The organism is Nocardioides sp. ChNu-153, assembly GCF_030466625.1.
Classification (GTDB): Bacteria; Actinomycetota; Actinomycetes; order Propionibacteriales; family Nocardioidaceae; genus Nocardioides.
On record NZ_JADEVT010000017.1, the window covers coordinates 17,975 to 44,777 of the forward strand.

Consider the following 26,803-nt stretch of genomic DNA (forward strand, 5'->3'; position numbering starts at 1 on the left):
CCGACCGAGAACGTCGGCGCCACCCCCTAGCGTCCCCGCCCATGAGCAGGAACCCCCCGCGCGCCCCGTCGTCCGCCCCGTCCCGGTGGGAGGAGCAGCGGGGGTTCGACACCCTCGGGCGCCCGCTGCGCGACGTGACGTTCTGCGTGGTGGACCTCGAGACCACGGGCGGCTCCGCGGCGGCCGGCTCGAAGATCACTGAGGTCGGTGCCGTCAAGGTGCGCGGCGGGGAGGTGCTCGGCGAGTTCCAGACGCTGGTCAACCCCGACGAGGCCATCCCCGCCTTCATCTCGGTGCTGACCGGCATCACCGACGCCATGGTCGTGCAGGCCCCGCGCATCGACACCGTCCTGCCCGCCTTCCTCGAGTTCGCCCGCGGCTGCGTGCTCGTCGCCCACAACGCGCCGTTCGACGTCGGGTTCCTCCAGCACTACGCCCGCGAGCTGGGGCGGCCGTGGCCCGGCTTCGAGGTGCTCGACACGGCCCGGCTCGCCCGCCGCGTCATCACGAAGGACGACGCCCCGAACTGCAAGCTGTCGTCGCTCGCCCGGCTCTTCGGCGCGGCCACGACCCCTGACCACCGGGCGCTGCACGACGCCCGCGCGACGGTCGACGTCCTCCACGGCCTGATGGCGCGACTGGGCAACCTGGGCGTGCACACGCTGGAGGACCTGCAGGAGTTCAGCTCCCGCGTGACCGAGGCGCAGCGCCGCAAGCGCCACCTCGCCGAGGGCCTCCCCCACGCGCCGGGCGTCTACCTCTTCACCGACGACGCCGCCCGGGTGCTGTACGTCGGCACGTCGAAAGACCTGCGCACCCGGGTGCGGTCCTACTTCACGGCGTCGGAGACCCGGTCCCGGATGGGCGAGATGATCGGCATCGCCACCGCCGTGAAGGCCGTCGAGTGCGCCACCCCCCTCGAGGCCCGCGTGCGGGAGCTGCGCCTCATCGCGCAGCACAAGCCGCGTTACAACCGGCGCTCCCGGTTCCCCGAGAAGACCCACTACGTGAAGCTCACCCGGGAGCCCTGGCCGCGGCTCTCCCTGGTCACCAAGGTGCTGGCCGACGACGCGACCTACCTGGGCCCCTTCGGCTCCCGGCGCACCGCCGAGCGCTGCCTCGACGCCCTCCACGAGACGTTCCCCCTGCGCCAGTGCGCGGGGCGCCTGCCCCTCGAGCCCTCCCGCAGCGCGTGCGTGCTCGCGGAGATGGGGCGCTGCCTGTCGCCGTGCGACGGCAGCGTCGACCCCGCGACGTACGACGCCGTGGTCACCCGGGTGCGCACCAGCCTGGTCGCCGACCCGACCCCCGTGGTCGACCACCTCACCGCCCGGATGGCGGGGTTCGCGGCCGAGGAGCGCTTCGAGGAGGCCGGCACCCACCGCGACCGGCTGGCCGCCCTCGTGCGCGGCGCGTCGCGCACGCAGCGGCTCGTCGCCCTCACCCGCTGCGCCGAGCTGGTCGCCGCCCACCGCGGCCCGGACGGCCGCTGGGCGGTGCACGTCGTGCGCCACGGTCGGCTCGCGGCCGCGGGCGTCATCCCGCCGGGGCAGGACGCGCACGCGTACGTCGCGTCGTTGCGCGCCGGCGCCGAGACCGTGCGTCCCGCCCCCGGGCCCGTGCCGGCCGCCAGCGCCGAGGAGAGCGAGGCCGTGCTGTCGTGGCTCGAGACGCCCGGGGTCCGCCTGGTCGACGTCGACGGCGAGTGGAGCTGCCCCGTCGCGGGCGCCGCCCGGCACCTGTGGATCGGGGAGGCGGGCGAGCAGGCGCGCACGGCCGCCGCGCCATTCGAGGACGCGCGCTCGCTCTCCCCGCAGCACCGTCCGGCCCGTTAGGCTCACCGGCCATGATCACGGCCATCGTCTTCGTCAACGCCGAGGTGGACCGCATCCCCGAGGTGGCCGAGGCGATAGCAGCGCTCGAGGGCGTCAGCGAGGTCTACTCGGTGACCGGGCAGATCGACCTGATCGCGCTGGTCCGGGTGCGTCACCACGACGACATCGCGGCCGTCGTGGCCGACCGCCTCAACAAGGTCGACGGCGTGCTGTCGACCGAGACCCACATCGCGTTCCGGGCCTACTCGCGCCACGACCTCGAGTCGGCCTTCTCGCTCGGGCTGGACTGACCCGTGGCGCGGACCCCCGGGGCCGCGCCCGCGTGGTTCGGGCCGAGCGTCGGCCTCCTGCTGCTCCTCGCCGGGCTCGCCCTGGTCGTGGCCGGCAGCCAGGGGCCGCTGCCGAACGACGACACCTACTTCCACCTGCGCTTCGGGCGGGAGTTCCTCGACGGCGCCTGGAGCCTGCGCTCGCCGGGCAGCGTCTCGACCTTCGCGACCCAGTCCTGGGTCCCGACCCAGTGGCTCCCCCAGGTCGCGATGGCCTGGCTGGAGCGGCACGGCGGGCTCGGGGCGGTCGCCGCCGCCTCAGGTGCGCTCGTCGTGGCCTACCTGGGCCTGCTGTGGGCGCTCGTGCGTCGCCACCTCGGGCCCGTCGCCGCCGCCGCCCTCGTGCTCGCCGTCATGCTCGCCAGCGCCGGGCACCTCACGGCACGCCCGCAGGTCATCAGCTACGTCCTGACCGCCTGGTTCACCGCCGCGTGGCTGCGGGCGGTCGCGGACCGGCGCGCGCCGTACCACCTCGTGCCCCTCACCTGGCTGTGGGTGACCTGCCACGGGATGTGGCCCGTCGGCCTCCTCGTCGGGGTGCTGGCCTGCGCGGGCGCGTGGCTCGACACCCGTGACGGGCGCACGGTCCTGCGCCTCGCCACCGTCCCGCTCGCCGGGGCGGTCGTCGCCGCCCTCACCCCCGTGGGGCCCGCGGCGTACGGCGCCGTCGTCGCCGTCGGCGGGCGCTCCGAGTTCTTCGCCGAGTGGGGGCCCACCGACTTCACCGTGCTCAGCCCGGCGGCGCTGGCCCTGCTCCTCGCCCTCCTGGTCGCGGTGCTGGCCCGTCGGCGGCGGCGCCCGTCCTGGACCACGTGCCTCCTCGCGCTCCTCGCCCTCGCCTGGGCGCTCTACTCGGCCCGCACCGTCCCCGTGAGCGCAGCCGTGCTCGCGCCCGTCCTGGCGCACGCGCTCCGGCGTACCGACCCCCACGACCCCGACGACCCCGACGAGCCGGGCCACGGCGCACCGAGCCGGCTCGAGCGGGCCGCCGGCGGCGCGGCGGTCGCGCTCGCGGTGGTCGCCGTGGTCGTGCTCGCCCTGCGCACGGCTGACGAGCCCGACGACGACCTCGCGTGGGCCGCGCCCGTGCTCGAGGCGCTGCCCGCCGGCACGGTCCTGCTCGACGACTGGGGCTCGGGCGGGTACCTCATGTGGCGCCACCCGCAGCTCGACCTCGTCATGCACGGGTACGGCGACACGTTCACGGTCGCCGAGCTGCGTCGCAACGCCGACATCACCGACGTGGAGCCGCGGTGGGACGAGATGGTGGCGGAGACCGGGGCGCGGTGGGCGCTCCTGCAGGAGGACTCGTCGCTGGGCTACGCGGTCGAGCGCGACCTCGGCTGGGAGCGCGTCGACGCCGGGGGGGACCACGTCCTGCTGCGCCACCCGGGTGAGTGAGTTCACAGCCACGACCCCGGTCCGGCGCGCAACACGCTCGTAACATTCCAGGGTGACGTGGCTTCTGGAGCACTGGCTCCCCCTCCTGGGCTGGACGGGCTCCGCGCTGCTGGTGTGCTCCATCCTCCAGACGCGGGTCCTGCGGTTCCGCGTGCTCAACGCCGCCGCCACCGTCACCCTCGCGGTCTTCAACCTCCTCATCGGCGTCTGGCCGATGGTGGCCATGAACGTGGTGCTGCTGGCCATCAACGTGTGGTTCCTCGCGCGCGTCCTGCGGCAGCCGGAGTCGCACCGCGACTTCACGGTGCTGGCCGTGGGCTCCGGTGACGCCTACCTCAACCACGTGCTGCGCGCCCACGACGTCGACATCCACCGCCACCAGCCCGACTTCGCGTGGAGCCCGTCGGACACAGACCGTCAGGCCTACCTGGTGCAGAAGGGCGACGAGACGGTCGGCGTGGTCGTGCTGCGCACCGACGGTGACGTGGCGCAGGTCGAGCTCGACTGGGTCACCCCGGGCTTCCGCGACTGCGCCGCCGGCGAGTACGTGTGGCTGCGCAGCGACATCCTGCGCCACCGCGGGATCCGGCACGTGATCACGCCGCCCAACATGAAGGACCCCTACTACGAGCGCCTCGGCTTCCGCCGCAACGGGCGCGCGTACGTGCTCGACCTCGCCTCGGTCTGACGCGCCCTCGGGTCGCTCCGGGCACCGGCCGTCAGCGGGAGGCCGCGACCCACTTCTCGAGCGTCGCGGCCGCAGCACCGGAGTCGATCGCGACCGCGGCGGCCTCCGTGCCGACCCGCAGCTGCTCGACGACGTCGTCCGTCGCCGGCGACTCCGCGTGCACGGCGAGCGCCGCGCCCGCGTTGAGCAGCACCGCGTCCCGCACCGGCCCCCGCTCGCCGGCGAGCACGCGGCGCACCACGTCGGCGTTGTGGTCGACGTCGCCGCCGCGCAGGTCCTCGGTGGTAGCGCGCGGCAGGTCGAGGTCGGCGGGGTCGACCGTGGCGGCCACGACCTCGCCGCCCCGCACGACCCAGACCCGCGACGTGGTCGTCGTGGTGAGCTCGTCGAGGCCGTCGTCACCGCGGAAGACCCACGCGTCGACGCCGCGGCGGGCGAAGACGCCGGCCATGACCGGGGCCATGGCCGGGTCGGCGCAGCCGATGGCCTGGGCCGCCGGGCGGGCCGGGTTGGTCAGGGGGCCGAGGAAGTTGAAGGTCGTGCCGATGCCGAGCTCGCGGCGGGCCACGGCGGCGTGCCGCATCGCGGGGTGGAAGGCGGCGGCGAAGCAGAAGGTGATGCCGACCTCGGTGGCGAGCTCGCCCACCCGCTCGGGGGCGAGGTCGAGGCGGACGCCGAGGGCCTCCAGCACGTCCGCGCTCCCCGACTTCGAGGAGGCGGAGCGGTTGCCGTGCTTGACGACCCGGGCGCCCGCACCGGCGGCCACGATGGCCGACATGGACGAGATGTTGACCGACATCGACCGGTCTCCGCCGGTGCCGACCACGTCGAGCAGGCGGCCGGGCACCTCCAGCCGGGTGCCGGCGGCCATCATCGCGTCCGCCAGACCGGCGACCTCGTCGATGGTCTCGCCCTTGGCGCGCAGCGCCACGGCGAACCCGGCGACCTGGGCCGGGGTGGCCTCCCCGGCCAGCACCTCCGCCATCGCCCAGGAGGCCTGGTCGGGCGTCAGGTCACGCCGGGCGACGAGCGCGGAGAGGACCTCGGGCCAGCTGTGGGTGCCCATCGCGGGTCAGCGGGCGGCGACGGCCGGGCGCCCGCGCAGCAGGCCGGCGACCGTCTCGGCGAGCAGGACCGGGTCGAGCGGGTGGGGCACCGCCGCCTCGGCGCGCGACCACGTCGCGAGCCACGCGTCCTGGGGGCGGCCGGTCAGCACGAGCACGGGCGGGCACGCGTAGATCTCGTCCTTCAGCTCCTTCGCGATCCCCATGCCGCCGGCGGGCACGGCCTCGCCGTCGAGGACGGCGAGGTCGATCCGGCCGGTGTCCAGCTGCTGGCGCACCACGGCGGCGGTCGCCACCTCGACGTACTCCAGCTCGGGGAGGTCGGGGTGCACCCGGCGACCCAGCGCGAGCACGACCTGCTCCCTCGTGCGCACGTCGTCGCTGTAGACCAGCACGCGCAGCCGGGTCGCGCCGGGCCCGTGGCCCTCGGTCGAGGCAGTCGTCGTCGCGCTCACTCGCGCGATGCTACCCGCTGCCGACGGGGCCCGCAGGGGGCCCGCCGGGCGCCCGCCGGGCGCCCGATCCCCAGCGGCCCCGAGGCGTCTACGACGCTGCGTAAGACTTCTTCCGGGGGGTGGGGTCACAAGCCTCGGTGGACAGGACATAATGACCGCGTGGCGACAGCAACTGCAGCGATCCCGGCCTCCCGTCTGCGTGGGCAGCACGGCCGGCCCGACATGGTCAGCGTCGGAACGATCATCTGGCTCTCCAGCGAGCTGATGTTCTTCGCGGCGCTGTTCGCGGCGTACTTCACGATCCGTGCCGCGGAGCCCGGCCTGTGGGCCGAAGAGACCCAGCACCTGAACGTGACGTTCGCCTTCGCGAACACCGCGATCCTCGTGCTGTCGTCCTTCACCTGCCAGTGGGGCGTGTTCGCCGTCGAGCGCACCGCCGCCCAGGGCGGCCCGAAGGTCGGCCGCAGCGGCAAGGTCTGGCAGGTCGGCCAGTGGGGCATGCGTGAGTGGTTCATCCTCACGTACGTCATGGGCGCCGTCTTCCTCGCCGGCCAGGCGCTGGAGTACGCCGAGCTCGTCCACGCCGGACTGACGCTGCAGAGCTCCGCCTACGGCTCGATGTTCTACCTGACGACCGGGTTCCACGGGATCCACGTCGCCGGTGGCCTCGTCGCCTTCCTCCTCGTCCTGGGCCGCACGTTCATCGCGCGCCGCTTCACCCACGAGCAGGCGGTCTCGGCGATCGTCGTGTCGTACTACTGGCACTTCGTCGACGTCGTGTGGATCGGCCTCTTCGCCACCATCTACTGGATCCAGTGACCCACCGGTCACCGACCCCTCCCCCGACCCACCGCACGACCGAATCGTCCGGACCAGAACAAGGGACATCACGTTGCGTTTCCTGAACCGATCCGCCGGCCGGCTCTCCCGCCACCGCCGGGGCCCGCTCGCGGGCCTCGTCGTGCTGCTGCTCGGCCTCGTCCTGACGGGCACGGCGTACGCCGCGTTCGCGCCCGCCGGTCAGGCCGAGGAGGCCGCTGACAACGCGGAGCTCGTCGAGCAGGGCCGTGAGCTCTTCCTCGTCGGCTGCGCCACGTGCCACGGCCAGAACGGCGAAGGCGTGCTCGACGTCAACGGCAACCAGCTCGGCCCCTCGCTGCAGGGCGTGGGCGCCGCCTCCGTCGACTTCCAGGTGGGCACCGGCCGCATGCCGATGGTCCAGCCCGGCCAGCAGAACCCGAGCAAGAACGTCGCCTACTCCGACGAGGAGATCGAGGCGCTCGCCGCCTTCGTCGCCTCCCTGGGCCCCGGCCCGGGCATCCCGGAGGAGGAGCAGTACTCGAGCGACTACCTCGACAGCCTCAGCGCGGAGGAGCGCGACGCCGCCATCAACCGCGGCCAGCAGATCTTCCTCACGAACTGCACGGCGTGCCACAACTTCAACGGCCGCGGTGGCGCCATGCCGCGCGGCGGTTACGCCCCGGGCCTGCGCGAGACGAGCGAGAAGCACATCTACGAGGCCATGCTCACCGGCCCCGGCCAGATGGACGTCTTCTCCGACGGCAACATCCCGCCGGAGAACAAGCGCGAGGTCATCGCGTTCCTCACGACCCTCGAGGAGGAGCCCCAGCAGGGCGGCTTCAGCCTCGGCGGTCTCGGCCCCGTGAGCGAGGGCCTCTTCGCGTGGCTGCTCGGCATCGGCGGCCTCGTCGGCTTCGCCGTGTGGATCGCGGCGCACACCACTCGCACCCAGAAGGGCAAGGGACAGGCGTGAGCGAGCACGACAACCTCCCGGCGCAGCAGGGCGGCACGGACACCACGCCCACCTCGCGCCCGCTCGAGGACCAGGCCCCCGGCCTGCCGGCGCACCTGTGGCGCCCCACCGACGTGGACCGCAAGGCCGAGAAGCGCGCCGAGCGCCAGGTCGCCGCGTTCTTCGTCTTCTCGATGATCTGCGCGGTCCTCTTCGTGGTCGCCTACTTCGCCTTCTCCATCGGCGACGAGATGGACACGTTCCTGGGCCTCGGCGCCTCGAACCTGTTCCTCGGCCTCACGCTCGGCGGCGTCATGCTGGGCATCGGCGTCGGCGTCATCCACTGGGCCCGCAAGCTGATGGCGGACGAGGAGATCTCCGAGCTGCGCCACCCGGCCAGCTCGTCGGCGGAGGACCGCGACACGACGCTCGCCGCGCTGAACGCCGGCCTCGACGAGTCGGGCATCGGTCGCCGCCCGCTCATCCGCAACACCCTCCTGGGCGCGCTGGGTCTCGCGGGCGTGCCTCTCGTGGTGGCCTTCCGCGACCTCGGACCGAACGACATGAGCCCCGCGCAGCTCGAGAAGACGTTCTGGATGCCGGGCATGTACGTCGTGCGCGACGTCGTCGGCACGCGCATCAACAAGGCGGACCTCCAGATCGGTGACCTCGTCAACGGCGAGCCCGAGGGTCTCGTCGCGGACAGCGAGGGCCACCTGCCGCCGCCGCTCGACGCCAACGGCGAGGAGCTGCGCCCGGCGCTGGAGCACGAGCGCCTCAACATCGAGAAGACCAAGGCTGCGGTCATCCTGCTCCGCATGTCCCCCGGTGACATCGTCCGCGCTCCCGACCGGGAGAACTGGGACGTCGACGGGATCGTCTGCTACTCCAAGATCTGCACGCACGTCGGGTGCCCCATCGCGCTCAACGAGCAGCAGACCCACCACCTGCTGTGCCCCTGCCACCAGTCCACGTTCGACCTCGCCGACAGCGGCAAGGTCATCTTCGGGCCGGCGGGCCACGCGCTCCCCCAGATGCACCTGGCGGAGGACGAGGACGGCTTCCTGTACGCCGTGGACGACTTCAGCGAACCCGTCGGACCGAGCTACTGGGAGCGTGGCTGACCATGAGCACGACGTCCAAGGTCGCCTCGACGAACGGCGCCACCGCCGTCGCCGGGGGCAAGCCGTCGAGGATCGGTGCCGGGGCCCAGTGGGCCGACGAGCGCCTGGGCCTCGCGGGACTGGCCAAGAAGAACCTCCGCAAGGTCTTCCCGGACCACTGGTCCTTCATGCTCGGCGAGATCGCTCTGTGGAGCTTCGTCGTCCTGCTGCTCACCGGCGTCTTCCTGACCTTCTGGTTCAACCCCAGCATGGTCGAGGTCGAGTACCAGGGTTCCTACGCCCCGCTGCGCGGCAGCTACGTGTCGGAGGCCTTCAACTCCTCGATGCACATCTCGTTCGAGGTCCGCGGCGGTCTGCTGGTGCGCCAGATGCACCACTGGGCGGCGCACCTGTTCATCGCCTCGATGATGATCCACATGATGCGCGTGTTCTTCACGGGCGCGCACCGCAAGCCCCGCGAGCTCAACTGGGTGATCGGCTCGCTGCTGCTCCTCATCGGCACGCTCGAGGGCTTCACGGGCTACTCGCTCCCCGACGACCTGCTGTCGGGCACGGGCGTCCGGGCCGCCGACGGCTTCATCAAGTCCATCCCCGTGGTCGGCACGTACGGCTCGTTCCTGCTCTTCGGTGACGAGTTCCCGGGCACCGCGATCATCCCGCGGCTCTACATCATCCACGTGCTGCTGATCCCCGGCGTGCTGCTGGCCCTCGTGGCCGCGCACATGCTGCTGCTCGTCTACCACAAGCACACGCAGTGGCCCGGCCCCGGCCGCACCGAGGGCAACGTCGTGGGCTTCCCCATGCTCCCGGTGTACGCCGCGAAGGCCGGCGGGTTCTTCTTCATCGTCTTCGGCGTCACCGCGGTCATGGGTGCGTTGATGACGATCAACCCGATCTGGATGTACGGGCCGTACGACCCGTCCAAGGTGACGGCCGGCTCGCAGCCTGACTGGTACATGGGCTGGCCCGACGGCCTGCTGCGCATCATGCCGGGCTGGGAGTTCGAGTTCTGGGGCGTCACGTTCCCGTTCAACGTCTTCCTGCCGATCATCGTGGTGCCCGGCGTGATGTGGACGATCCTGCTGCTGCTCCCGTTCATCGAGAACTGGATCACCGGCGACAAGCGGGAGCACCACCTGCTCCAGCGACCGCGGGACGCTCCGACGCGCACGGCGCTGATGGTGTCGCTCATGACCTTCTACGCCATGGCGTGGATCGCGGGCGGCAACGACATCATCGCCATCCGGTTCGACCTGTCGATCAACCAGATCACGTACTTCCTGCGGGCAGCCATCTTCATCGGACCGCTGATCGCCTTCATGATCACGCGTCGCTGGTGCATCTCGCTGCAGCGGCACGCGAAGGAACAGGCGCTGCACGGCTACGAGACCGGCATCATCGAGCGCTCGCCCGACGGTGCCTACTCGGAGCGCCACCAGCCCCTGCCGGCGGCGAAGCAGCTGGTCATCACCGGTCGTGAGGGCGACCGGCTGCCGGAGCTCGAGCCGGGCACGGACGCCAACGGCGTGCGCAAGCCCGGGTCGCGCACCGACGGTCTCCGCGGCCGCCTCAGCAAGCTGTGGTTCGCCGACAACGTCCAGCCGCCGACCCAGGCGGAGATCGACGAGGCGCACCACCACCACGACGGTGCGCACGAGCTCGGGGCGGGGTCCTCCGCGGACGACGACGACCACGTGACGCTGACCAAGGGTCACTGAGTCCCGGCACCCGCCGCGACCCTCCGCCCTTGACGACGGACGACGCACGAGCGTCCGGATCCTCCACGGATCCGGGCGCTCGTCGTCGTTCCGGGGCCGCGACGGGCGCCCCTCCCCTCCCCCGCCCCGCCCCGTCCGGTCCCGCGCCCGCGCGGTGGCCGTGGTGGCTGCCGCCGCTCCTCGTCGTCGCGCTGACGCGGCTCGTCGACGTCGTCGTGCTCTGGCAGCTCGGCCGGGAGCAGAGCGCCCTCGACGTCGGACAGGGCTTCTACCTGCTCGAGCCCGTGCCTGCCGCCCCGGGGTACGGCGACCTCGCCAGCAACTGGGACGGGCAGTGGTACCGCACCATCGCGGAGGACGGCTATCCCACCGACCTCCCCCGCTACGAGGGCAAGGTGCAGCAGAACCCCTGGGCCTTCTTCCCGCTGTTCCCGTTCGCGACGCGACTGCTGATGGCGCTCACGGGCCTGTCGTTCGGTCTGGCCGCCGCCGTCCTCGGCATCGTGGCCTCCACGGTCGCGCTCTGCCTCCTGCACCGGATGGTCGCGCGTCGGGCGGGCGCGTACGTCGGGCTGCTCACCACCGCCGCGCTCAGCGTCAGTCCCGCCGGCGCGGTCCTCGTCACCGGCTACTCCGAGGCCGTCAGCCTCCTCGTGCTCGTGCTCGTGCTGGACGCCCTCTCCCGGCGCCGCTACGGCCTGGTGGTGCTGGGGGCCGTGGTCCTCGGTTTCACCCGCCCCATCGCCCTGGCCCTCGTGCCCGTCGTCCTGGTCCACGCCGCGCTGCGCTGGCGCGCCGAGGGCCCCCTCCCCCGCGCCGAGGTGGTCCGGCTGGCCGTGACCGCCGCAGCGGCGACCGCGGCCTTCGGCCTGTGGCCGCTGACGGCCGCGGTGGTCACGGGCGAGCCCGACGCCTACCTGAGCACGCAGGCCGCCTGGGTGCTCACCGACGAGCGCAGCTGGCAGACCTGGGCGGCCCTGCTGCTGGGCTCGGGGGGCGTGGGCCCGGCGGTCGACGTCGCCGTGGTCCTGGCGGTCGTCCTGGCGATCGTCCTGCAGCCCGCTGCCCGGGTCTGGGCGCCGGAGCTGCGGGCGTGGGTGCTGTCGTACGGCGCGTTCCTGCTGCTGACGACCCGGCCCACGCCGAGCATCACCCGCTACGCCCTGTTCCTGCTCGTGGTGTGGTGGCCGTTCCCCACCCTGGGACGCACGTGGCACCGCGCGGCGCAGGCCCTGGTGCTCGTCGGGGTCCTGGCGCTGGGGTTCGCCCTGCAGCACGAGTGGCTGCGCACCCACTACGTGCTCTCCCCCGAGCGGCTCGCGTACCCCTGACGGGACGCATCCCCGCGACGCGTCAGAGGGCCGAGCCGGCGGCGTACTCCTCGGGGGTCGCGTTCCAGTCGCCGAACCCGTTCTCCATCGTCATCCGGCGGTCCGTGCCCGTGACCTCGACGACGTCGCCGCGGCGGGTGTTCTCGTAGACCCAGGCCGCGTCCTGCGTGGCCATCCCGACACAGCCGTGGCTGACGTTGGCCACGCCCTGCGAGCCGGACGACCACGGGGCGGCGTGGAGGAACTCCCCCGAGTTGGTGACGCGCAGCGCGTACTCGACGTCCTCGATGTTGTAGTACTCCGGGTCGTCGGGGCTGATGCCGGTCGTCGCCGCGTCCATCGTCTTGGTGCGGAACTTCTCCATCACGACCTTCACGCCGGAGCGCGTCTCGAACCCGGGCTTGCCGGCGCTGATGGGCATCCGGCGCGCCTGCGCGCCGTCGATCACCGTCGTCATGGTGTGGGTCGCCGCGTCGACGCGGTGGATCACCGAGCGGCCGACGCGGAAGGTCACGGAGCGGCTCTCCTGGCCGTAGATGCCGCCCCCGGCCGGCACGCCGTTCACCGCCACGTCGACGGTGACCGTCGTACCGGGCTGCCAGTAGGCCTCGGGGCGCCAGCGGACCTGGGTGTCGTCGTACCAGTGCCACGACCCGGGCTGGGCCGGCTCGCTGGTGACGCTCATGTGCCGCTCGAAGGAGGCCCGGTCGGTCACGGGCAGGTCGAAGGACACGACCACCGGCATGCCGACGCCGACCTCCTCGTCGGCGAGCGGGGCGATGGAGGGGAAGGTCTGCTCGTCGAGCGAGAGCGCCACGGTCGAGAACGGCACCTCCGCCGTCGCCTCGCCGCCGCCGTCGCTGCGGGCGCTGGCCCGCAGCAGGTACGACGTACCCGGGTCGAGCAGGGCCGTGGCGGCCCAGCTCAGGCCGTCCTCGAGCACCTCGCCGGGCACCTCGGCGCCCTCCACCGTCGTGACGGTGACGGAGGCCAGCCGGCCGCCCTGCGCCTCCACGCGGAGGAGGTGGTCGACCGGCACCTCCTCGTCAGCGCCCACGCTCGTGACGATGGTGGGCACGGGGGCGGACGCGTCACCCGACGCGGCCGAGCCGCTGCCGGTGTCGTCGTCCGAGGTGCAGGCCGCCAGCGCACCACCGGCGACGGCGGCGATGCCGACAGCGCCGACGATCCGGACGAGGCTGCGCCGTCCCAGGTGCACCCCGCGGGGCGTGCGGAACTCCGACATCCCTCTCCCTCCGGCCCGGCCGAGCACCGGGCACCACGCGAAAAGCGCCCGTCGGGAGACCCGACGAGCGCTTTCCAGCGTAACCCCGGCGACCTCGCCCCTGCGGGAGCAGGGGCCGGACGCCCGGACGATCAGTGGGCGTGCACGCCCCGGTAGTACTCGAACACCCAGCCCGAGAGGGCGAGGATGCCGAGAGCGCACCCGATGATGAACAGCCACCAGCCGAAGATGACGCCGAGCACGCACACGCCGAAGGTCGACGCGGCCCACAGCGGCCACCAGGAGTACGGCGGGAAGAAGCCGAGCTCGCCCGCGCCCTCCACGATCTCGGCGTCCTTGCGGTCCTCCGGGCGCTCGTCGAGCTTGCGCGCCTGGAAGCCGAGGTACCAGGTCACCATGGCCGCCAGCAGGGTGGTCATGACCAGGGCGGACGTGCCGGTCCAGTCCCCGCCCTCGCCGCTGGCGTCGGTCACGAACCAGTACGCCGGCGAGACCAGGATGAGGAAGATGGTGCAGATCGCGAAGATCCAGACCTCCGCGCGCAGGGCCTTCACTTGTCGTCGTCCTTCCTGACGTCGACACCTCGGTCGTTGAGGAGCTCCTCACGACCCTGGGTGTCCGGGGCGTCGGCGAACCGACCCTGGTGCTCCGCGGCGTTCTGCTCGAGCTCGAGGGCGGCGATCTCCGGGTGGTGGAGGTCGAACGCCGGCGACTCCGAGCGGATGCGCGGGATGGAGTGGAAGTTGTGGCGCGGCGGCGGCGAGGACGTCGCCCACTCGAGCGAGCGGCCCCAGCCCCACGGGTCGTCCACCTCGACCTTCGGCCCCTTCGCGGAGACGTAGACGTTGTAGAAGAACGGCAGGAGCGACGCGCTCAGCACGAAGGCACCGATCGTGGAGATCTGGTTGAGCGTGGTGAAGCCGTCCTCGGCGAGGTAGTCGGCGTACCGGCGCGGCATGCCCTCGACACCCAGCCAGTGCTGGACGAGGAACGTCGTGTGGAAGCCGAAGAACAGCAGCCAGAAGTGCAGCTTGCCGAGGCGCTCGTCGAGCATGCGGCCCGTCATCTTCGGCCACCAGAAGTAGAAGCCGGCGAACATCGCGAACACGACCGTGCCGAACACGACGTAGTGGAAGTGCGCCACCACGAAGTAGGAGTCGGAGACGTGGAAGTCCAGCGGCGGGCTCGCGAGCAGGACGCCCGTCAGACCACCGAAGAGGAACGTCGTGAGGAAGCCGATCGACCACAGCATCGGGTTGTCGAAGGACAGGGACCCGCCCCACATCGTGCCGATCCAGTTGAAGAACTTCACGCCGGTCGGGACCGCGATGAGGAACGTCATGCCGGAGAAGAACGGCAGGTTGACCGCACCCGTGACGAACATGTGGTGGGCCCACACGGCGACCGAGAGGATCGCGATCGCCAGGGTCGCGCCGACCAGGCCGACGTAGCCGAAGATCGGCTTGCGGCTGAAGACCGGCAGGATCTCGGTGACGATGCCGAAGAACGGCAGGGCGATGATGTACACCTCTGGGTGCCCGAAGAACCAGAACAGGTGTTGCCACAGGATCGGGCCGCCGTGCGACGCGTCGAAGACGTGGGTGCCGATCGAGCGGTCCGCCTCCAGCATGAGGAGCGCGCCGGCCAGGATCGGGAAGGCGATGAGCACGAGCAGGCTCGTGATCAGGGTGTTCCACGTGAACAGCGACATCCGGAACATCGTCAGCCCGGGGGCGCGCATGCAGATGATGGTGGTGATGAAGTTGACCGCACCGAGGATGGTGCCGAGACCCGCCATGTAGAGGCCCATGATCCACATGTCACCGCCGACGCCCGGCGAGCGGACCTCGTTCGACAGCGGCACGTAGGCGAACCAGCCGAAGCTGGCGGCGCCGTTCGGCGTGAGGAAGCCCGCCGCGGCGATGAGGCCGCCGAACAGGAACAGCCAGTAGCTGAACATGTTGAGGCGCGGGAACGCCACGTCGGGTGCGCCGATCTGCAGCGGCATGATCACGTTGGCGAAGCCGAAGAACAGGGGCGTCGCGAAGAGCAGCAGCATGATCGTGCCGTGCATCGTGAACATCTGGTTGTAGACCTCGTCGTTCACGACCTGCTGGCCGGGGAACGCGAGCTCGGACCGGATGACGAGGGCCATCAGTCCGCCGATGCAGAACCAGGCGAACGAGGTGACCAGGTACATCTTGCCGATGAGCTTGTGGTCCGTCGTGGTCAGCAGACGCACGACGTTCTCGCCGAGAGGCTTCCTCCCGGGGACCACGGTCCCCGTCGTGGGAGCTTGTGTGGCGGTCACTCGTCGCCTCCGTTGGGGTCGTCGAAGTTGCGCAGCGAGGTGCGGGACTCGGTGCCACCGAGGATGGGCCCGTCGTCCGAGACGTCACCGGCCTCCACGAGGCCCTCTACGTACGCGTCGTAGTCCTCCGGGGACACGACCTCGACGTTGAAGAGCATGCGGGAGTGGTAGGTGCCGCAGAGCTCGGCGCACTTGCCCTTGAACACGCCCAGCTCGGTCGGGGTGACCTGGAAGCTGTTCGTGCGGCCCGGGACGACGTCCATCTTCATGAGGAAGCCCGGGATCCAGAAGTTGTGGACCACGTCGGGCGAGTGCAGGTTGAACCGCACCGTCTCGCCCTGCGGGAGAACGAGCGTGGGCAGCTGCGACGCGGTGCCCACCACGTACGCGTACTCGCCCTCGTCGACGCTCTCCTTGTCGGTGTCACCGACGCCGTCCGTGGGGTGGTTGAACGTCCACGACCACTGCTGGCCGACGATCTCGAGCGTCATGTCCGGCTCGGAGTCGTCGAGCACCGTGTTCTGCACGCTGACCGTGTGGAAGAAGAAGACGATCACCATCATGACCGGGGCGATCGTGTAGAAGATCTCGAGCGGCAAGTTGTACCGCGTCTGCACGGGCACCTCGTCGGCGCTGCGGCGGCGGAAGCGCACGACCACCCACAGGATGAGGCCCCACACGATGATGCCGGTGGCGAGCGCGGCGACCCACGACCAGATCCACAGGTCGGCGATGTACGGCGCCTCCTCCGTCGCCTGGCCGGGCAGGCCGAGGTGACGCAGCTGGTACTGGCTCTCCTCGGAGCACCCGGTGAGGACGAGGAGGGCGAGGCCGAGCGACGCGGCGAGCGCGGCGCGTCGGGGCTTGCCCGCGGCGGCGCCGCGGACAGTGCCGGCGCCGGACCGCCGGTGGAGTTGCAGACCCACGAACGAGCCTCTCTCTTGGACGATCACACGACGGGGGGAACTTTATCCGAATCACAGGGAGGAGCGACCCCCAGGGTCGCCTCACCTCCTACACAGCGTAGGACTAACGTCGGTACCCGTGGAAGGCGAGGAGCAGACACCCGCTCCCGGCGGCGCCGTGACGGGCCCCGGGGACCTCGGCGCGCCCCCGTCGGACGGGCCGCCGGCCCCGTCGGGCCCCCCGTCCGCGGCTCCCCCGCCCCCGTGGACCGACCTGGACGCCGCGTCGGCCCGCCCGCTGCACCCGGCCGCCCGTGCGGCGCTGCTCGCGGCGTACGAGCAGGGGTACGCCGACCCCCGCCGCCTGCACCACGGCGGCCGGCAGGCCCGCCGGCTGCTCGACGACGCACGCGAGGTGCTCGCCGGGTCCCTCGGCGTGCGTCCCGACGAGGTCACCTTCACCGGCTCGGGCACCGAGGCGGTCCACCGCGGCCTCCTCGGGCTGGCGCGCGGCCGGCGCCGCGCGGGCACCGTGCTCGCCCACTCCGCCGTCGAGCACTCCGCCGTCCTGCACGCCACCGACTGGGCCGTGCGGGACCTGGGCTGCTCCGCCCGACCCGTCGCGGTCGACGCGTCCGGACGGCTCGACCTCGACGCGCTGCGGGAGGCCCTGGCCCCGGGCGACGTCGCCGCCCTCGCCCTGCAGTCGGCCAACCACGAGGTCGGCACGACGCAGCCCGTCGCCGCGGCCGCCGAGCTCGCCGGGCTCGCGGGCCAGGTGCCCCTGCTCGTCGACGCGTGCGCGTCGGTGGGCTGGCAGCCGCTGCCCGCCGGGTGGGGCGTGGCGGCCGCGTCCGCGCACAAGTGGGGCGGGCCCGCCGGGGTCGGGGTGCTGCTGGTCCGCAAGGGCGTGCGCTGGCGCGACCCGTACCCCGCCGACGACCGCAGCGACCTGCGCGCGAGCGGGTTCGAGGACGTGCCCGGCGCCGTCGCCGCCGCGGCCGCGCTCCGGGCCGTCGTGTCCGAGGCCGAGCAGACCGGCGCACGGCTGCACCGGCTCGTCGACCGGGTACGCCGCGAGGTGGCCGCCCGCGTGCCGGACGTGGACGTCGTGGGCGACCCGGACGACCGGCTCCCCCACCTGCTGACCTTCTCGTGCCTCTACGTCGACGGCGAGGCCCTCGTCACCGAGCTCGACCGCGCCGGCTTCGGCGTGGGCAGCGGCTCCGCGTGCACCGCGTCGACCCACGAGCCCTCGCACGTGCTCGCGGCCATGGGTGCGCTCACCCACGGCAACGTCCGCCTCTCCCTGCACCCCGGTACGCCGGAGCACGAGGTCGAGCGCTTCCTCGACGTCCTGCCGGGCGTGGTCGCACGGCTGCGGGCGGAGGTGGGGATGTGACCGAGCTCGACTGCCGGGGGCTGCCGTGCCCGGCGCCGGTGCTGGCGCTCGCGAAGGCCGCGCGGGGACGGCCCGACGGGACGGAGCTCGCCGTGGTGGCCGACGACCCGGCGGCGCGCGTCGACGTGCCGGCGTGGTGCCGCATGCGGGGGCACCGGTTCCTCGGCGAGGACCGCGCGGCCGACGGGGTGGCCCGCTACCGCGTGGCGCTCGGCGCCTGAGGGGCCGGGCGCGGGACGTCGGTCAGGGGCGGAACGTCTGGAGGTGCGGCTCGACCTCGGCGACGGCCTCGGGACCGTAGGTGCCCTCGAGGCGCTCGAGGAACGCGGCGCGGCCGAGCGTGTACTCCTGCGTGCCGACCTGCTCCACGACGTACACGGCGAGCAGGCAGCCGACCTGCGCGGCCCGCTCGTGCTCGAGGTCCCAGCTGAGCGCGGCGAGGAAGCCGGCCCGGAACGCGTCGCCGACCCCGGTGGGCTCGACCTTCGCGATCTCGGGCACGGCGCCGACCACGACCGGCTCGGCGCCCTCCTGCTCGAGGCGCACCCCGTCGGGGCCGAGCGTGATCACCCAGGTGCCGACCCGCTCGAGGACCTCCTCGTGGGTCCAGCCGGTCTTGGAAACGATGAGCGCGGCCTCGTACTCGTTGGAGAAGAGGATGTCCGCGCCGTCGACGAGGGGGCGGATGAGGTCGCCGTCGCCGAAGGCGAGCTGCTGGGAGGGGTCGGCGACGAAGCGGTAGCCGCGCTGGCGGCACTCGTCGGTGTGGCGCTGCATCGCGGCCGGGTCGTTGGGGCCGACGAGCACGTAGTCGGGCGCGCCGACGCGCTCGACGATCGGCTGCAGCTCGATCTCGCGGGCCTCGCTCATCGCGCCGGCGTAGAACGTCGCGAACTGGGCCATCGCGGCGTCGTTGGTGCAGACGAAGCGCGCGGTGTGGCGCGTGTCGGAGACGTGCACCGAGTCGCAGTCCACGCCGTGGCGCTCCAGCCAGGAGCGGTAGTCGGCGAAGTCCTCGCCCACCGCGCCGACCAGGATCGGCCGCAGGCCGAGGTTGCCGAGGCCGAACGAGATGTTCGCGGCGCACCCGCCCCGTCGTACGTCGAGGTCGTCGACGAGGAAGGAGACCGACAGCTTGTCGAGCTGGTCGACGACGAGGGAGTCGGCGAACTTGCCCGAGAAGGTCATGAGGTGGTCGGTGGCGATGGATCCCGTGATGAGGAGCGACACGACGCCCGACCCTACGCGAGGCCCGGCGGAGCACCCAGCCCCCGTCCCGCGGCGTCGCGCGGCGCGGGCCCGGGACACTACCGTCAGGTAGCCCTGGGTCTACCCGGCGGTAGCGCCTACGTTCGCGACATGACCCCCGCCACGCCGTCCCCCCGCCCCGCCTACGCGGACCCCGCCGCCCCCGCCGACCTGGTCCAGGACTGCCGGGCGGCCACCCGCGAGCTGCGCCTCGACACCCCCGCCGCGCGCCTGGCCCGCGCGGCGCTGCGCCCCGCACCCTCGCTGGCGTACGACGACCAGCCCCGCGAGGTCCGCAAGCCCGAGATCGCCGTCAGCGCCGCCGCCGCGCGCCTGGCCTCCGCGATCTACCAGGACTGACACCCGCCGCCAGCCTCTCTCGGCGCCGGGGGCGCCGGGACGACGAAGGCCCCACCTCCGTGGAGGTGGGGCCTTCGTCGCGCTCGCGCTGGTCCGCCGGCGACCCGGCGGACGCGGCTCAGTGGAACGAGTCGCCGCAGGCGCAGGAGCCCGTCGCGTTCGGGTTGTCGATCGTGAAGCCCTGCTTCTCGATGGTGTCGACGAAGTCGATCTCGGCACCGTTGAGGTAGGGGACGCTCATGCGGTCGACGACCACGGTCACGCCGTCGAAGTCGGTGACGACGTCGCCGTCGAGGGTCCGCTCGTCGAAGAACAGCTGGTAGCGCAGGCCCGAGCAGCCACCGGGCTGCACCGAGATGCGGAGGGAGAGGTCGTCGCGACCCTCCTGCTCCAGCAGGCTCTTGACCTTGGACGCCGCGGTCGCGCTCAGGTTGATCTGGTCGGTGCGACGCTCGGTGGTCGTCTGGATGTCCACCTGCTCGGTCATGTGCACTCCCTGGAGGTTCGGCGGTTGTTCGTGCAGTGAGGTCAATGGTGACACACCCCTGCCGTATTCCCGAGGCCTGGACGGACGCGATCCGGACCGCGGCCCGGTTCGCTCCCACGGTGCCCGGCCGCGCCGCCCCGCGCGAGGCGGGGGTGTCAGCGTGGGGCGGGCCGTCAGCGCGACCAGGCCCGGGCCACGCGGGCCGCCGTGCGGGCGAGCGCGTCGTACGGGTCCGAGGTCGCCGCCTCCCGCCCCGCCACGTCGACCACGGCGTAGGCGGTCTCCACCCCCATCGCACGCATCTCCCGGGTCCCCACCAGCACCTCGCCGGCGACGACCACGCACGGCCGGACCGCACGGGTCGCCACCTGGGCGACGCCGTGGGGGGCCTTGCCGGTCCGGCTCGCGGGGTCGAGCCGGCCCTCCCCCGTGACGACGAGGTCCGCCGCGCGGGCCCGGTCCTCGAGACCGACCGCGCCGAGCACCAGCTCGACACCCGGCGCCGCAGCGGCCCCGAGCAGCAGCAGCCCGTACCCGACCCCGCCCCCGGCCCCGGCCCCCGGCTCGAGCGAGGTACGCCGGCCCGCGGCCGCCGCCCACCCCTCGAGCAGACCGTCGACGGCCGGCACCCGCTCCTCGGCGATCCCGCGCTCCACCCCGGCGGCCTTGGCCGTCCCGAACAGGCCGGTGAGCGGGATGGGCACGTCGTGGGCCACGACCAGCTCGACGCCTGCCACGGCCGCGCGGGCGGCCGAGAGGTCCACCTCCCGCACGCCGTCGAGCGCCACCGGCCCGGCGTCGAGCGCGCGGTCGGCCCGGGCCCCCAGCGCGGCGAGCAGCCCGGCCCCGCCGTCCGTCGCCGCGCTGGGACCGACGCCGACCACGACCCGCCGCGCACCCGTGCCGACGGCCGCGGCGACCAGCTGCCCCACGCCGTACGACGACGCCCGCTCCGCCGTCGCCGGGTCGCCGGGCCCCACCGCGCAGGCCTGGGCCGACGCGACGTACGCCGTGTCCCCCGCCCGCAGGACGGTGGCGGGGACGGTGCCGCCGAGCGGGTCGCGGACGGCCACCGCGAGGAGGTGGCCCCCCAGGGCGGCGTGGAGCACCTCGACGAAGCCGGAGCCGCCGTCGGCGACCGGGGCGAGGTCGAGCTCGTCGCCCGGGGCGCGCGAGCGCCAGCCGTCGGCGACGGCGCGGGCCGCCTCACCGGCGGTCAGGGTGCCGGCGAAGGGGCCCGGGGCGATGAGCACACGCACGCGCCCATCCTGCCCGGCGCTTACCATGGAGCCCATGACCACCGTCGAGCTGACCCTGCTCCCCCTGGGTCGCGGCAGCGACCTCGACTCCGAGCGGGGCGTCGACTGCCCCGGCGACCTGCCCCCGGCCTCCGACCCGACGCTGGTCGCGCGCGCCCGGGCGGCCAAGGAGGCGCTCGGCGACCGGGTCTTCGTGCTCGGGCACCACTACCAGCGCGACGAGGTGATCCAGTTCGCCGACGTCACGGGCGACTCGTTCAAGCTGGCCCGCGAGGCGGCGGCGCGCCCCGACGCGCCGTACATCGTGTTCTGCGGCGTGCACTTCATGGCCGAGTCCGCCGACATCCTCACCTCGGACAGCCAGCAGGTCGTGCTGCCCGACCTCGCCGCCGGCTGCTCCATGGCCGACATGGCGCTGCTGCCCCAGGTCGAGGACGCCTGGGACGCGCTCGTGGACGCCGGCGTCGCCGACGACGTCGTGCCCGTGACCTACATGAACTCCTCCGCCGACATCAAGGCGTTCTGCGGGCGCAACGGGGGCGCCGTGTGCACCTCGTCCAACGCCGACGTCGCCCTGGAGTGGGCGTTCGCGCAGCGCCCGGAGGGCCGGGGAAAGGTGCTCTTCCTGCCCGACCAGCACCTCGGCCGCAACACCGCGGTGCTCGAGATGGGTCTCTCGCTCGAGGACTGCGTGGTGTGGAACCCGCACCGCCCGAACGGCGGGCTGACGGTCGAGCAGCTGCGCGACGCCAAGATGATCCTGTGGAAGGGCCACTGCTCGGTGCACGGCCGCTTCTCCCCCGAGGTCGTGGACGAGCTGCGCGCCACCATCCCCGACGTCAAGATCCTGGTGCACCCCGAGTGCCGCCACGAGGTGGTCACCCGCGCCGACCTCGTCGGCTCGACCGAGTTCATCATCCGGACCATCGAGGCGGCCGAGCCCGGCTCGCGCTGGGCGATCGGCACCGAGCTCAACCTCGTCAAGCGGCTCGCCGCGGCGCACCCCGACAAGGAGATCTCGTTCCTCGACCGGACGGTCTGCTACTGCTCCACGATGAACCGCATCGACCTGCCCCACCTGGTGTGGGCGCTCGAGTCGCTCGTCGCGGGCCAGGTGCCGAACGTCATCCGGGTGGACGACGAGACGCAGGAGTGGGCGAAGGTCGCCCTGCAGCGCATGCTCGACCTGCCGGGGCGCACCGCGCGCTGAAGCCCCGGCCCGGGGCCTCAGGAGTCGGGCAGCTCGACCCAGGCCACGGTGCCGCCACCCTCGCGGGGCTCCAGCCCGATGCGTCCGCCGTGGGCCTCCACCACCCGTCGGCACGTGGCGAGGCCGATGCCGGACCCGTCGGCCTGGGTGTCGAGGCGCACGAGCGGCTCGAACACGCGCCCGGCGTCCTCCGGTGCGATCCCCAGCCCCCGGTCGGCGACCTCGATGCGCCAGCCGCCGTCCACGCGCCGCCCGGCGACGTCGATGGCCGCCGGCTCGCTGGGCCGGGTGAACTTGGCCGCGTTGGCCACGAGGTTCTGCAGCACGGCGCGCAGCTGGGTGGCGTCGCCGCACACGGTGGGCAGCTCGCCCACCGTTACGGACGCGCCGGACAGCGCACCGTCCAGGTCGCCCAGGACGGCGGCGACGACCTGGCCCAGGTCGACGTCGTCGCGGCGCAGGGTGCCCCCGACGCGGGCGAACGCCAGGAGGTCCTCGATGAGGGCCTCCATCCGCTTCGTGCCGCGCAGCGCGCGGTCGACCGTGCGGGCGCCGCCCTGCTCCTCCAGCTGCTCCTGCAGCAGGTAGAGCGACATGGCCACGGTCGACAGGGGGTTGCGCAGGTCGTGGCTGACCTGGCCGGCGAAGGCCGCGAGGTGCTCGTTGGAGCGCGCGAGCTCGTCCCGCATCTCCTCGGTACGGCGCAGCGACGCGTCGAGCGCACGGGCCCGCCGGGACAGCTCGAGGATGTCGACCACGCGGTCGGCGAGCGTCGAGAGCGCCAGGCGCTGGGTCTCGTCGAGCTCGCGCGGCTCGGTGTCGAAGACGCACAGCGTGCCGATGACGACGTCGTCCTGCGTCCGCAGCGGGTGCGCGGCGTAGAACCGGACCGTGTTGATGCGACCGTCGACGAACGGGTTGGCGCTGAAGCGCTCGTCGAGGCGGGCGTCGGGCACCACGACGGGGCTGCCGAGCTCGACCGTGACGGCGCACATGGAGTCCTCACGCCGGCAGATCGAGGCATCGAAGCCGACCGTCGCGATCTGGTGCTGCTGGGTCGAGGTGATGACGTTGACGGTCGCCAGGGGCACGCGGGCCACGAAGGCCGCCATCTCGACGACCGCCTGCACCTCGCGGGGCGGGGGGTCGAGCAACCCGTAGCGGTCGATCGCCTCCTCGAGGTCCTTCGCCTGCTGGCCCATCGGCCCGTCCTCCTCCCACCCCGCGCCTGCGCGGGGCCTCGGTCCAGCGGTTCAGAGCCCGGGTGCGCCCCAGAGCGCGAGCCAGCGCTGCAGGCTCGGCTCCACCGGCAGCTCGGTCGCGAGCTGGTCGCGCACGTTGATCTCCGTCAGGTTGTCACGCGTGTCCGCGCCGGTGGGGGCGAACGGGTAAAAGGTGCCCTGCTTGTAGAGGTACACGAGGCCCAGGCGCGGACCGTCGCCGGGGGCGGCGAAGCCGACGACCGAGCAGAGCAGCGACGGCCCGAACCCCTGCTCCTCCAGCAGCACGTTCACCGCGTGCAGGTCGGTGCACAGGCCCGCGACGTCCGCCGGGTCCCGTCGTACGACGAGCCAGGTGAAGCCGAACTCGTCGACGGTGCGCTCGGCGGCCGGCGTGCGGGGGTCCGCGTCGAGGAGGGCCACGATGTCGGCCTCCGTCGACCGGAAGGCCGCTCCGTCCGCCGACCGGAAGCAGACCGAGCCGACGCCGGTGGGCTCGAGCCCCAGGGCGGTCTGCAGGGTGATGGCCGCGCTCGGCACGCCGAACAGCGCGTCGAGGTCGGCCTGCTTCGGCGCACGGCGCCCCAGGACCGCGTCCCAGAACCCCACGTCACACCCCCGGTCGGCCGAGGTCGGCCTGGATGCGCGCCAGTTGCTCGAGCCGCTGCTCCAGCGACGGGTGCGTGGAGGTGATGGTCGACAGCGACGCCCCGCTGATCGCGGGAGCGATGAAGAACGCGTTCATGGCCCGCGACGTGCGCAGGTCCCGCTGCGGGATCGAGGCCATCTCCCCGGTGATCTTCTGCAGCGCCGACGCCAGCGCCGCCGGCTTGAGCGTCAGGTAGGCGCCCGAGCGGTCGGCGCACAGCTCGCGGTAGCGCGAGAGCAGCCGGGTGAGGAAGAAGCTGATGGCGTAGACCACGAGCGAGATCACCAGCGCGAGGAGCAGGGCCGCGGCGCCCCCGCCCTTGCCGTTGCGGTCCCGGCCGCCGCCCATGAACGCGCCGTACTGCGCGCCCCGGGTGACCATGCCGGCCACGATGCCCGCGGACGAGGCGATGGTCATGACCATGACGTCGCGGTGCGCGACGTGCGACAGCTCGTGGGCGAGCACGCCCTCGAGCTCCTCGGCGTCGAGGCGGCGCAGGATCCCGGTCGTCACGCAGACCACCGCCCGGTCCGGCGAGCGCCCGGTGGCGAACGCGTTGGGGATGTCCATGTCGGCGACCCCCACCCGGGGCTTCGGCATGTCGGCCAGCGCGCAGAGCCGGTCGATCATGCCGTGCAGCTCCGGCGCCTCCTGCGGGGAGACCTCACGGGCGCGCATCGCGCGCATCGCGAGCGTGTCCGAGGACCACCACTGGAAGAACGCGATGGCGAGACCGACGAGGCCCACCACCACCGCGAGACCGGGGCTGCGGACGGCGTACATGATCCCCACCACCAGCGCCACGAACAGGGCGCCGAGGAGGAAGAGCACGAGCGTCATCCGGGCGGTGAGGCCCCGATCGGGGAGGAAACGGGTCCGAGCCATGCGGTGCCCGGCGTCAGCCGGGGATGAGACCGTCGTCGCCGAGCATCGCCCGGACCTCCTCGAGGGAGGCGTCCTCCGGCGGGAGGATCAGGTCGGACTCGTCGAGCGCGTCGGCGGCGTGCGGCACGCCCTCGGCGCGCACGCCGGCGAGCAGCGCGGCCAGCGCGGGGCGGAAGGCCGCCTCGTCGCCGTCCTCGACCGCCTTCTCCACGGCGTCGTCGAGCGCGTTCAGGGACGCGAAGCAGGCGTCGGTGATGTCGAACTGGCCCTCACCCAGGATGCGGACGATCACTGCTGACCGCCCTCCGTGCGCTTGACCGCCTCCGGCTGGAGGATGTCGCCGCTCGCCGGCGCACCCTCGATGGCCTGGGGGGCGGACGGGGCCGAGAGGCCCTTGAGGGCGGCGAGCTCGGCCTCGACGTCGGCACCCGAGCTGAGCGCGTCGAGCTCGCGGGCGATGTCGTCGCCGCGGTTGAGCGACGAGGCGTCCTCGAGGGCACCCGAGGCCAGCAGCTCGTCGATCGCGCCGGCGCGGGCCTGCATCTGGGCCGTCTTGTCCTCGGCGCGCTGGATGGCCAGGCCGACGTCGCCCATCTCCTCGCCGATGCCGGACATCGCCTCGTTGATGCGCGTCTGCGCCTCGGCCGCCGTGTAGGTGGCCTTGATGGTCTCCTTGCGCGTGCGGAAGGACTCGACCTTGGCCTGCAGGCGCTGCTGCGCCAGCACCAGCTTCTCCTCCTCGCCCTGCAGCTGCGCGTGCTGCGTGCGGAGGTCGGCGATCTGCTGGCTCAGGCCCGACTTGCGCGTGAGGGCCTCGCGGGCCAGGTCCTCGCGGCCGACCTGGATCGCCTTCTGCGCCTGGTCGGTGAGCTTCTGGGCCTGCTGCTCGAGCTGGTTCACCTGCAGCTCGACGCGCTTGCGGCTCGTGGCGACGTCGGCGACGCCGCGGCGCACCTTGCTCAGCAGCTCGATCTGGCGCTGGTAGCTGTAGTCCAGGGTCTCCCGCGGGTCCTCGGCCCGGTCGAGGGCGGTGTTGGCCTTCGACCTGAAGATCAGGCTCATGCGCTTCATCAGACTCATCGGGTGGCCTCTCCTCGGGCGGTGCTCGTGCGGCGGTGCGTCCGGTGCTCCCGACCGCGGTCGGGGCCCGCTGCGGCTTCCCGCTCAACACTAGGCGCAAACCTCAAGGCGGGCGAGGGTGGGTGCGGCCCGCGGCGGGCCGGTACCCTGGCACCTCCGCGAGCGTCCCGGCCCCGTGCCGTGCGCTCCCCACCGTCCGTCCTGTGAGGCCAGCGTTGTTCCGTCGTAGCTCCACCCCCGTCGACCCGGGCCCCTCGACCACCGAGGCCCCCGACCCCGCGGGCGAGGTGGACGGACGCCCCTCGAGGAACCCCGCCGCCAAGGGTCGCCCCACGCCGAGCCGGCGCGAGGCCGAGGCGGCGGCGCGGGCCCGCGCGAAGCCCGCCCGCTCCCGCAAGGAGCTGGCGGCCAAGGAGCGCGCCGACCGCAAGGCCCGCCAGGACAAGGTCCGCCAGGCCATGAAGACCGGCGACGAGACCTTCATGCCGAAGCGCGACCGCGGGCCGGTGCGCCGCTTCACCCGCGACTTCGTGGACTCGCGCTTCTCCTTCACCGAGCTGACGCTGCCGGTCATGGTGCTCTCGCTCGTCCTGCAGTACTCGGGCAACGCCGACCTCGTCGCCATGGGCACCCTGGTGCTGACGACGATGCTGCTGCTGGTCGTGCTCGACGTGCTCTACCTGCGCTTCCGCCTGCGCCGCGAGGTGCGCCGCCGCTTCCCCGACGAGCCCTTCAAGGGCCTCACCTTCTACGCGGTAAGCCGCTCGCTGCAGATCAAGCCGTGGCGCCTGCCCAAGCCGCGCGTCAAGATCGGCACCCGCCTCGGCGACGACTACCGCTGAC

The 26,803-nt window shown here is 72.9% G+C and carries 28 protein-coding genes; 14 read left to right on the top strand and 14 right to left on the bottom strand.

Translation table 11 applies throughout. The features are described 5' to 3' along the window. Positions 1-41 precede the first annotated feature (41 nt). Genes INN71_RS16275 through INN71_RS16290 form a run of 4 tightly spaced genes read left to right on the top strand, consistent with a single transcriptional unit; the run spans position 42 to position 4,253 of the window. On the top strand, positions 42-1,835 hold the full coding sequence (locus tag INN71_RS16275; protein WP_277499097.1) for a DEDD exonuclease domain-containing protein: 1,794 nt from the start codon (positions 42-44) through the stop codon (positions 1,833-1,835). 11 nt (positions 1,836-1,846) lie between these two features. Continuing rightward, positions 1,847-2,125 (top strand): Lrp/AsnC family transcriptional regulator, encoded by a 279-nt coding sequence (locus INN71_RS16280; protein WP_277499099.1) that lies wholly within the window; start codon positions 1,847-1,849, stop codon positions 2,123-2,125. A 3-nt stretch (positions 2,126-2,128) separates the two neighbouring features. Further along, positions 2,129-3,565 (top strand): transglutaminaseTgpA domain-containing protein, encoded by a 1,437-nt coding sequence (locus tag INN71_RS16285; protein WP_277499100.1) that lies wholly within the window; start codon positions 2,129-2,131, stop codon positions 3,563-3,565. 52 nt (positions 3,566-3,617) lie between these two features. After that, a complete protein-coding gene (locus tag INN71_RS16290; RefSeq protein WP_277499102.1) occupies positions 3,618-4,253 on the top strand; it encodes a hypothetical protein in 636 nt (211 codons plus the stop codon). A gap of 31 nt (positions 4,254-4,284) precedes the next feature. Here the strand turns inward: INN71_RS16290 and trpD are convergent, their stop codons facing one another. Continuing rightward, positions 4,285-5,319, bottom strand: coding sequence for an anthranilate phosphoribosyltransferase (gene trpD / locus INN71_RS16295; protein WP_277499104.1), 1,035 nt, complete (start codon positions 5,317-5,319; stop codon positions 4,285-4,287). Between the two features lie 6 nt (positions 5,320-5,325). After that, positions 5,326-5,772, bottom strand: coding sequence for a hypothetical protein (locus INN71_RS16300; protein WP_277499105.1), 447 nt, complete (start codon positions 5,770-5,772; stop codon positions 5,326-5,328). Positions 5,773-5,967: 195 nt separating this feature from the next. On the opposite strand from INN71_RS16300, the gene INN71_RS16305 reads away from it, so the two are divergent. The 5 genes from INN71_RS16305 (at position 5,968) to INN71_RS16325 (ending at position 11,698) form a co-directional block, all read left to right on the top strand. Then, a complete protein-coding gene (locus INN71_RS16305) occupies positions 5,968-6,591 on the top strand; it encodes a heme-copper oxidase subunit III (RefSeq protein ID WP_277499166.1) in 624 nt (207 codons plus the stop codon). A 73-nt stretch (positions 6,592-6,664) separates the two neighbouring features. Next, complete coding sequence (locus INN71_RS16310; RefSeq protein WP_277499106.1) at positions 6,665-7,546, top strand: cytochrome c; 882 nt, start codon at positions 6,665-6,667, stop codon at positions 7,544-7,546. Further along, the gene (locus tag INN71_RS16315; protein ID WP_277499107.1) at positions 7,543-8,649 is read left to right on the top strand and encodes a ubiquinol-cytochrome c reductase iron-sulfur subunit; all 1,107 of its coding nucleotides are present in this window, start codon (positions 7,543-7,545) and stop codon (positions 8,647-8,649) included. Before INN71_RS16310 ends, INN71_RS16315 begins: the two co-directional genes overlap by 4 nt. A 2-nt stretch (positions 8,650-8,651) precedes the next feature. Continuing rightward, positions 8,652-10,367 (top strand): cytochrome bc complex cytochrome b subunit, encoded by a 1,716-nt coding sequence (locus INN71_RS16320; RefSeq protein WP_277499108.1) that lies wholly within the window; start codon positions 8,652-8,654, stop codon positions 10,365-10,367. 29 nt (positions 10,368-10,396) lie between these two features. Continuing rightward, positions 10,397-11,698, top strand: coding sequence for a hypothetical protein (locus INN71_RS16325; protein ID WP_277499110.1), 1,302 nt, complete (start codon positions 10,397-10,399; stop codon positions 11,696-11,698). Between the two features lie 22 nt (positions 11,699-11,720). Here the strand turns inward: INN71_RS16325 and INN71_RS16330 are convergent, their stop codons facing one another. The 4 genes from INN71_RS16330 to coxB form a co-directional block, all read right to left on the bottom strand. After that, on the bottom strand, positions 11,721-12,944 hold the full coding sequence (locus INN71_RS16330) for an Ig-like domain-containing protein (protein ID WP_277499112.1): 1,224 nt from the start codon (positions 12,942-12,944) through the stop codon (positions 11,721-11,723). Between the two features lie 131 nt (positions 12,945-13,075). Next, positions 13,076-13,498 (bottom strand): cytochrome c oxidase subunit 4, encoded by a 423-nt coding sequence (locus tag INN71_RS16335; protein WP_346812910.1) that lies wholly within the window; start codon positions 13,496-13,498, stop codon positions 13,076-13,078. Continuing rightward, entirely contained in the window at positions 13,495-15,255 is a 1,761-nt protein-coding gene (ctaD, locus tag INN71_RS16340; RefSeq protein ID WP_277499114.1) for a cytochrome c oxidase subunit I, read from the bottom strand. Before ctaD ends, INN71_RS16335 begins: the two co-directional genes overlap by 4 nt. After that, on the bottom strand, positions 15,252-16,181 hold the full coding sequence (coxB, locus tag INN71_RS16345) for a cytochrome c oxidase subunit II (RefSeq protein ID WP_277499116.1): 930 nt from the start codon (positions 16,179-16,181) through the stop codon (positions 15,252-15,254). Before coxB ends, ctaD begins: the two co-directional genes overlap by 4 nt. 118 nt (positions 16,182-16,299) lie before the next feature. Between coxB and INN71_RS16350 the strand changes: the two genes are divergently transcribed. Together INN71_RS16350 and INN71_RS16355 are read left to right on the top strand one after the other, a co-directional pair. Beyond that, positions 16,300-17,562 (top strand): cysteine desulfurase family protein, encoded by a 1,263-nt coding sequence (locus tag INN71_RS16350; RefSeq protein WP_277499118.1) that lies wholly within the window; start codon positions 16,300-16,302, stop codon positions 17,560-17,562. After that, positions 17,559-17,783 (top strand): sulfurtransferase TusA family protein, encoded by a 225-nt coding sequence (locus INN71_RS16355; protein WP_277499119.1) that lies wholly within the window; start codon positions 17,559-17,561, stop codon positions 17,781-17,783. Before INN71_RS16350 ends, INN71_RS16355 begins: the two co-directional genes overlap by 4 nt. A gap of 22 nt (positions 17,784-17,805) precedes the next feature. Here the strand turns inward: INN71_RS16355 and INN71_RS16360 are convergent, their stop codons facing one another. Continuing rightward, positions 17,806-18,792 carry a carbohydrate kinase family protein gene (locus tag INN71_RS16360; protein ID WP_277499120.1) on the bottom strand — a complete coding sequence of 329 codons (987 nt, stop codon included), beginning with the start codon at positions 18,790-18,792 and terminating at the stop codon, positions 17,806-17,808. Positions 18,793-18,921: 129 nt separating this feature from the next. Here INN71_RS16360 and INN71_RS16365 point away from each other — a divergent pair, with 129 nt between their 5' ends. Continuing rightward, on the top strand, positions 18,922-19,170 hold the full coding sequence (locus INN71_RS16365; protein WP_277499123.1) for a hypothetical protein: 249 nt from the start codon (positions 18,922-18,924) through the stop codon (positions 19,168-19,170). Between the two features lie 118 nt (positions 19,171-19,288). Here the strand turns inward: INN71_RS16365 and erpA are convergent, their stop codons facing one another. Together erpA and INN71_RS16375 are read right to left on the bottom strand one after the other, a co-directional pair. Continuing rightward, entirely contained in the window at positions 19,289-19,657 is a 369-nt protein-coding gene (gene erpA, locus INN71_RS16370) for an iron-sulfur cluster insertion protein ErpA (protein WP_277499125.1), read from the bottom strand. Between the two features lie 173 nt (positions 19,658-19,830). After that, complete coding sequence (locus INN71_RS16375; protein WP_277499127.1) at positions 19,831-20,916, bottom strand: glycerate kinase; 1,086 nt, start codon at positions 20,914-20,916, stop codon at positions 19,831-19,833. A 34-nt stretch (positions 20,917-20,950) separates the two neighbouring features. On the opposite strand from INN71_RS16375, the gene nadA reads away from it, so the two are divergent. Next, a complete protein-coding gene (nadA, locus tag INN71_RS16380; protein WP_277499128.1) occupies positions 20,951-22,126 on the top strand; it encodes a quinolinate synthase NadA in 1,176 nt (391 codons plus the stop codon). Between the two features lie 17 nt (positions 22,127-22,143). Here the strand turns inward: nadA and INN71_RS16385 are convergent, their stop codons facing one another. The 5 genes from INN71_RS16385 to INN71_RS16405 are packed head-to-tail and all read right to left on the bottom strand — an operon-like array spanning position 22,144 to position 25,960. Continuing rightward, positions 22,144-23,328, bottom strand: coding sequence for a GAF domain-containing sensor histidine kinase (locus INN71_RS16385; protein WP_301801225.1), 1,185 nt, complete (start codon positions 23,326-23,328; stop codon positions 22,144-22,146). Positions 23,329-23,379: 51 nt separating this feature from the next. Further along, positions 23,380-23,955 carry a hypothetical protein gene (locus INN71_RS16390; RefSeq protein ID WP_277499131.1) on the bottom strand — a complete coding sequence of 192 codons (576 nt, stop codon included), beginning with the start codon at positions 23,953-23,955 and terminating at the stop codon, positions 23,380-23,382. Between the two features lies 1 nt (position 23,956). Further along, a complete protein-coding gene (gene htpX, locus INN71_RS16395; RefSeq protein WP_277499133.1) occupies positions 23,957-24,880 on the bottom strand; it encodes a zinc metalloprotease HtpX in 924 nt (307 codons plus the stop codon). A gap of 13 nt (positions 24,881-24,893) precedes the next feature. Continuing rightward, a complete protein-coding gene (locus INN71_RS16400) occupies positions 24,894-25,172 on the bottom strand; it encodes a hypothetical protein (protein ID WP_277499134.1) in 279 nt (92 codons plus the stop codon). Then, on the bottom strand, positions 25,169-25,960 hold the full coding sequence (locus tag INN71_RS16405; RefSeq protein ID WP_277499135.1) for a PspA/IM30 family protein: 792 nt from the start codon (positions 25,958-25,960) through the stop codon (positions 25,169-25,171). The genes INN71_RS16400 and INN71_RS16405 overlap by 4 nt, the downstream gene beginning before the upstream one ends. Positions 25,961-26,163: 203 nt before the next feature. On the opposite strand from INN71_RS16405, the gene INN71_RS16410 reads away from it, so the two are divergent. After that, a complete protein-coding gene (locus INN71_RS16410) occupies positions 26,164-26,802 on the top strand; it encodes a DUF3043 domain-containing protein (protein ID WP_277499136.1) in 639 nt (212 codons plus the stop codon). Position 26,803: the final 1 nt, after the last annotated feature.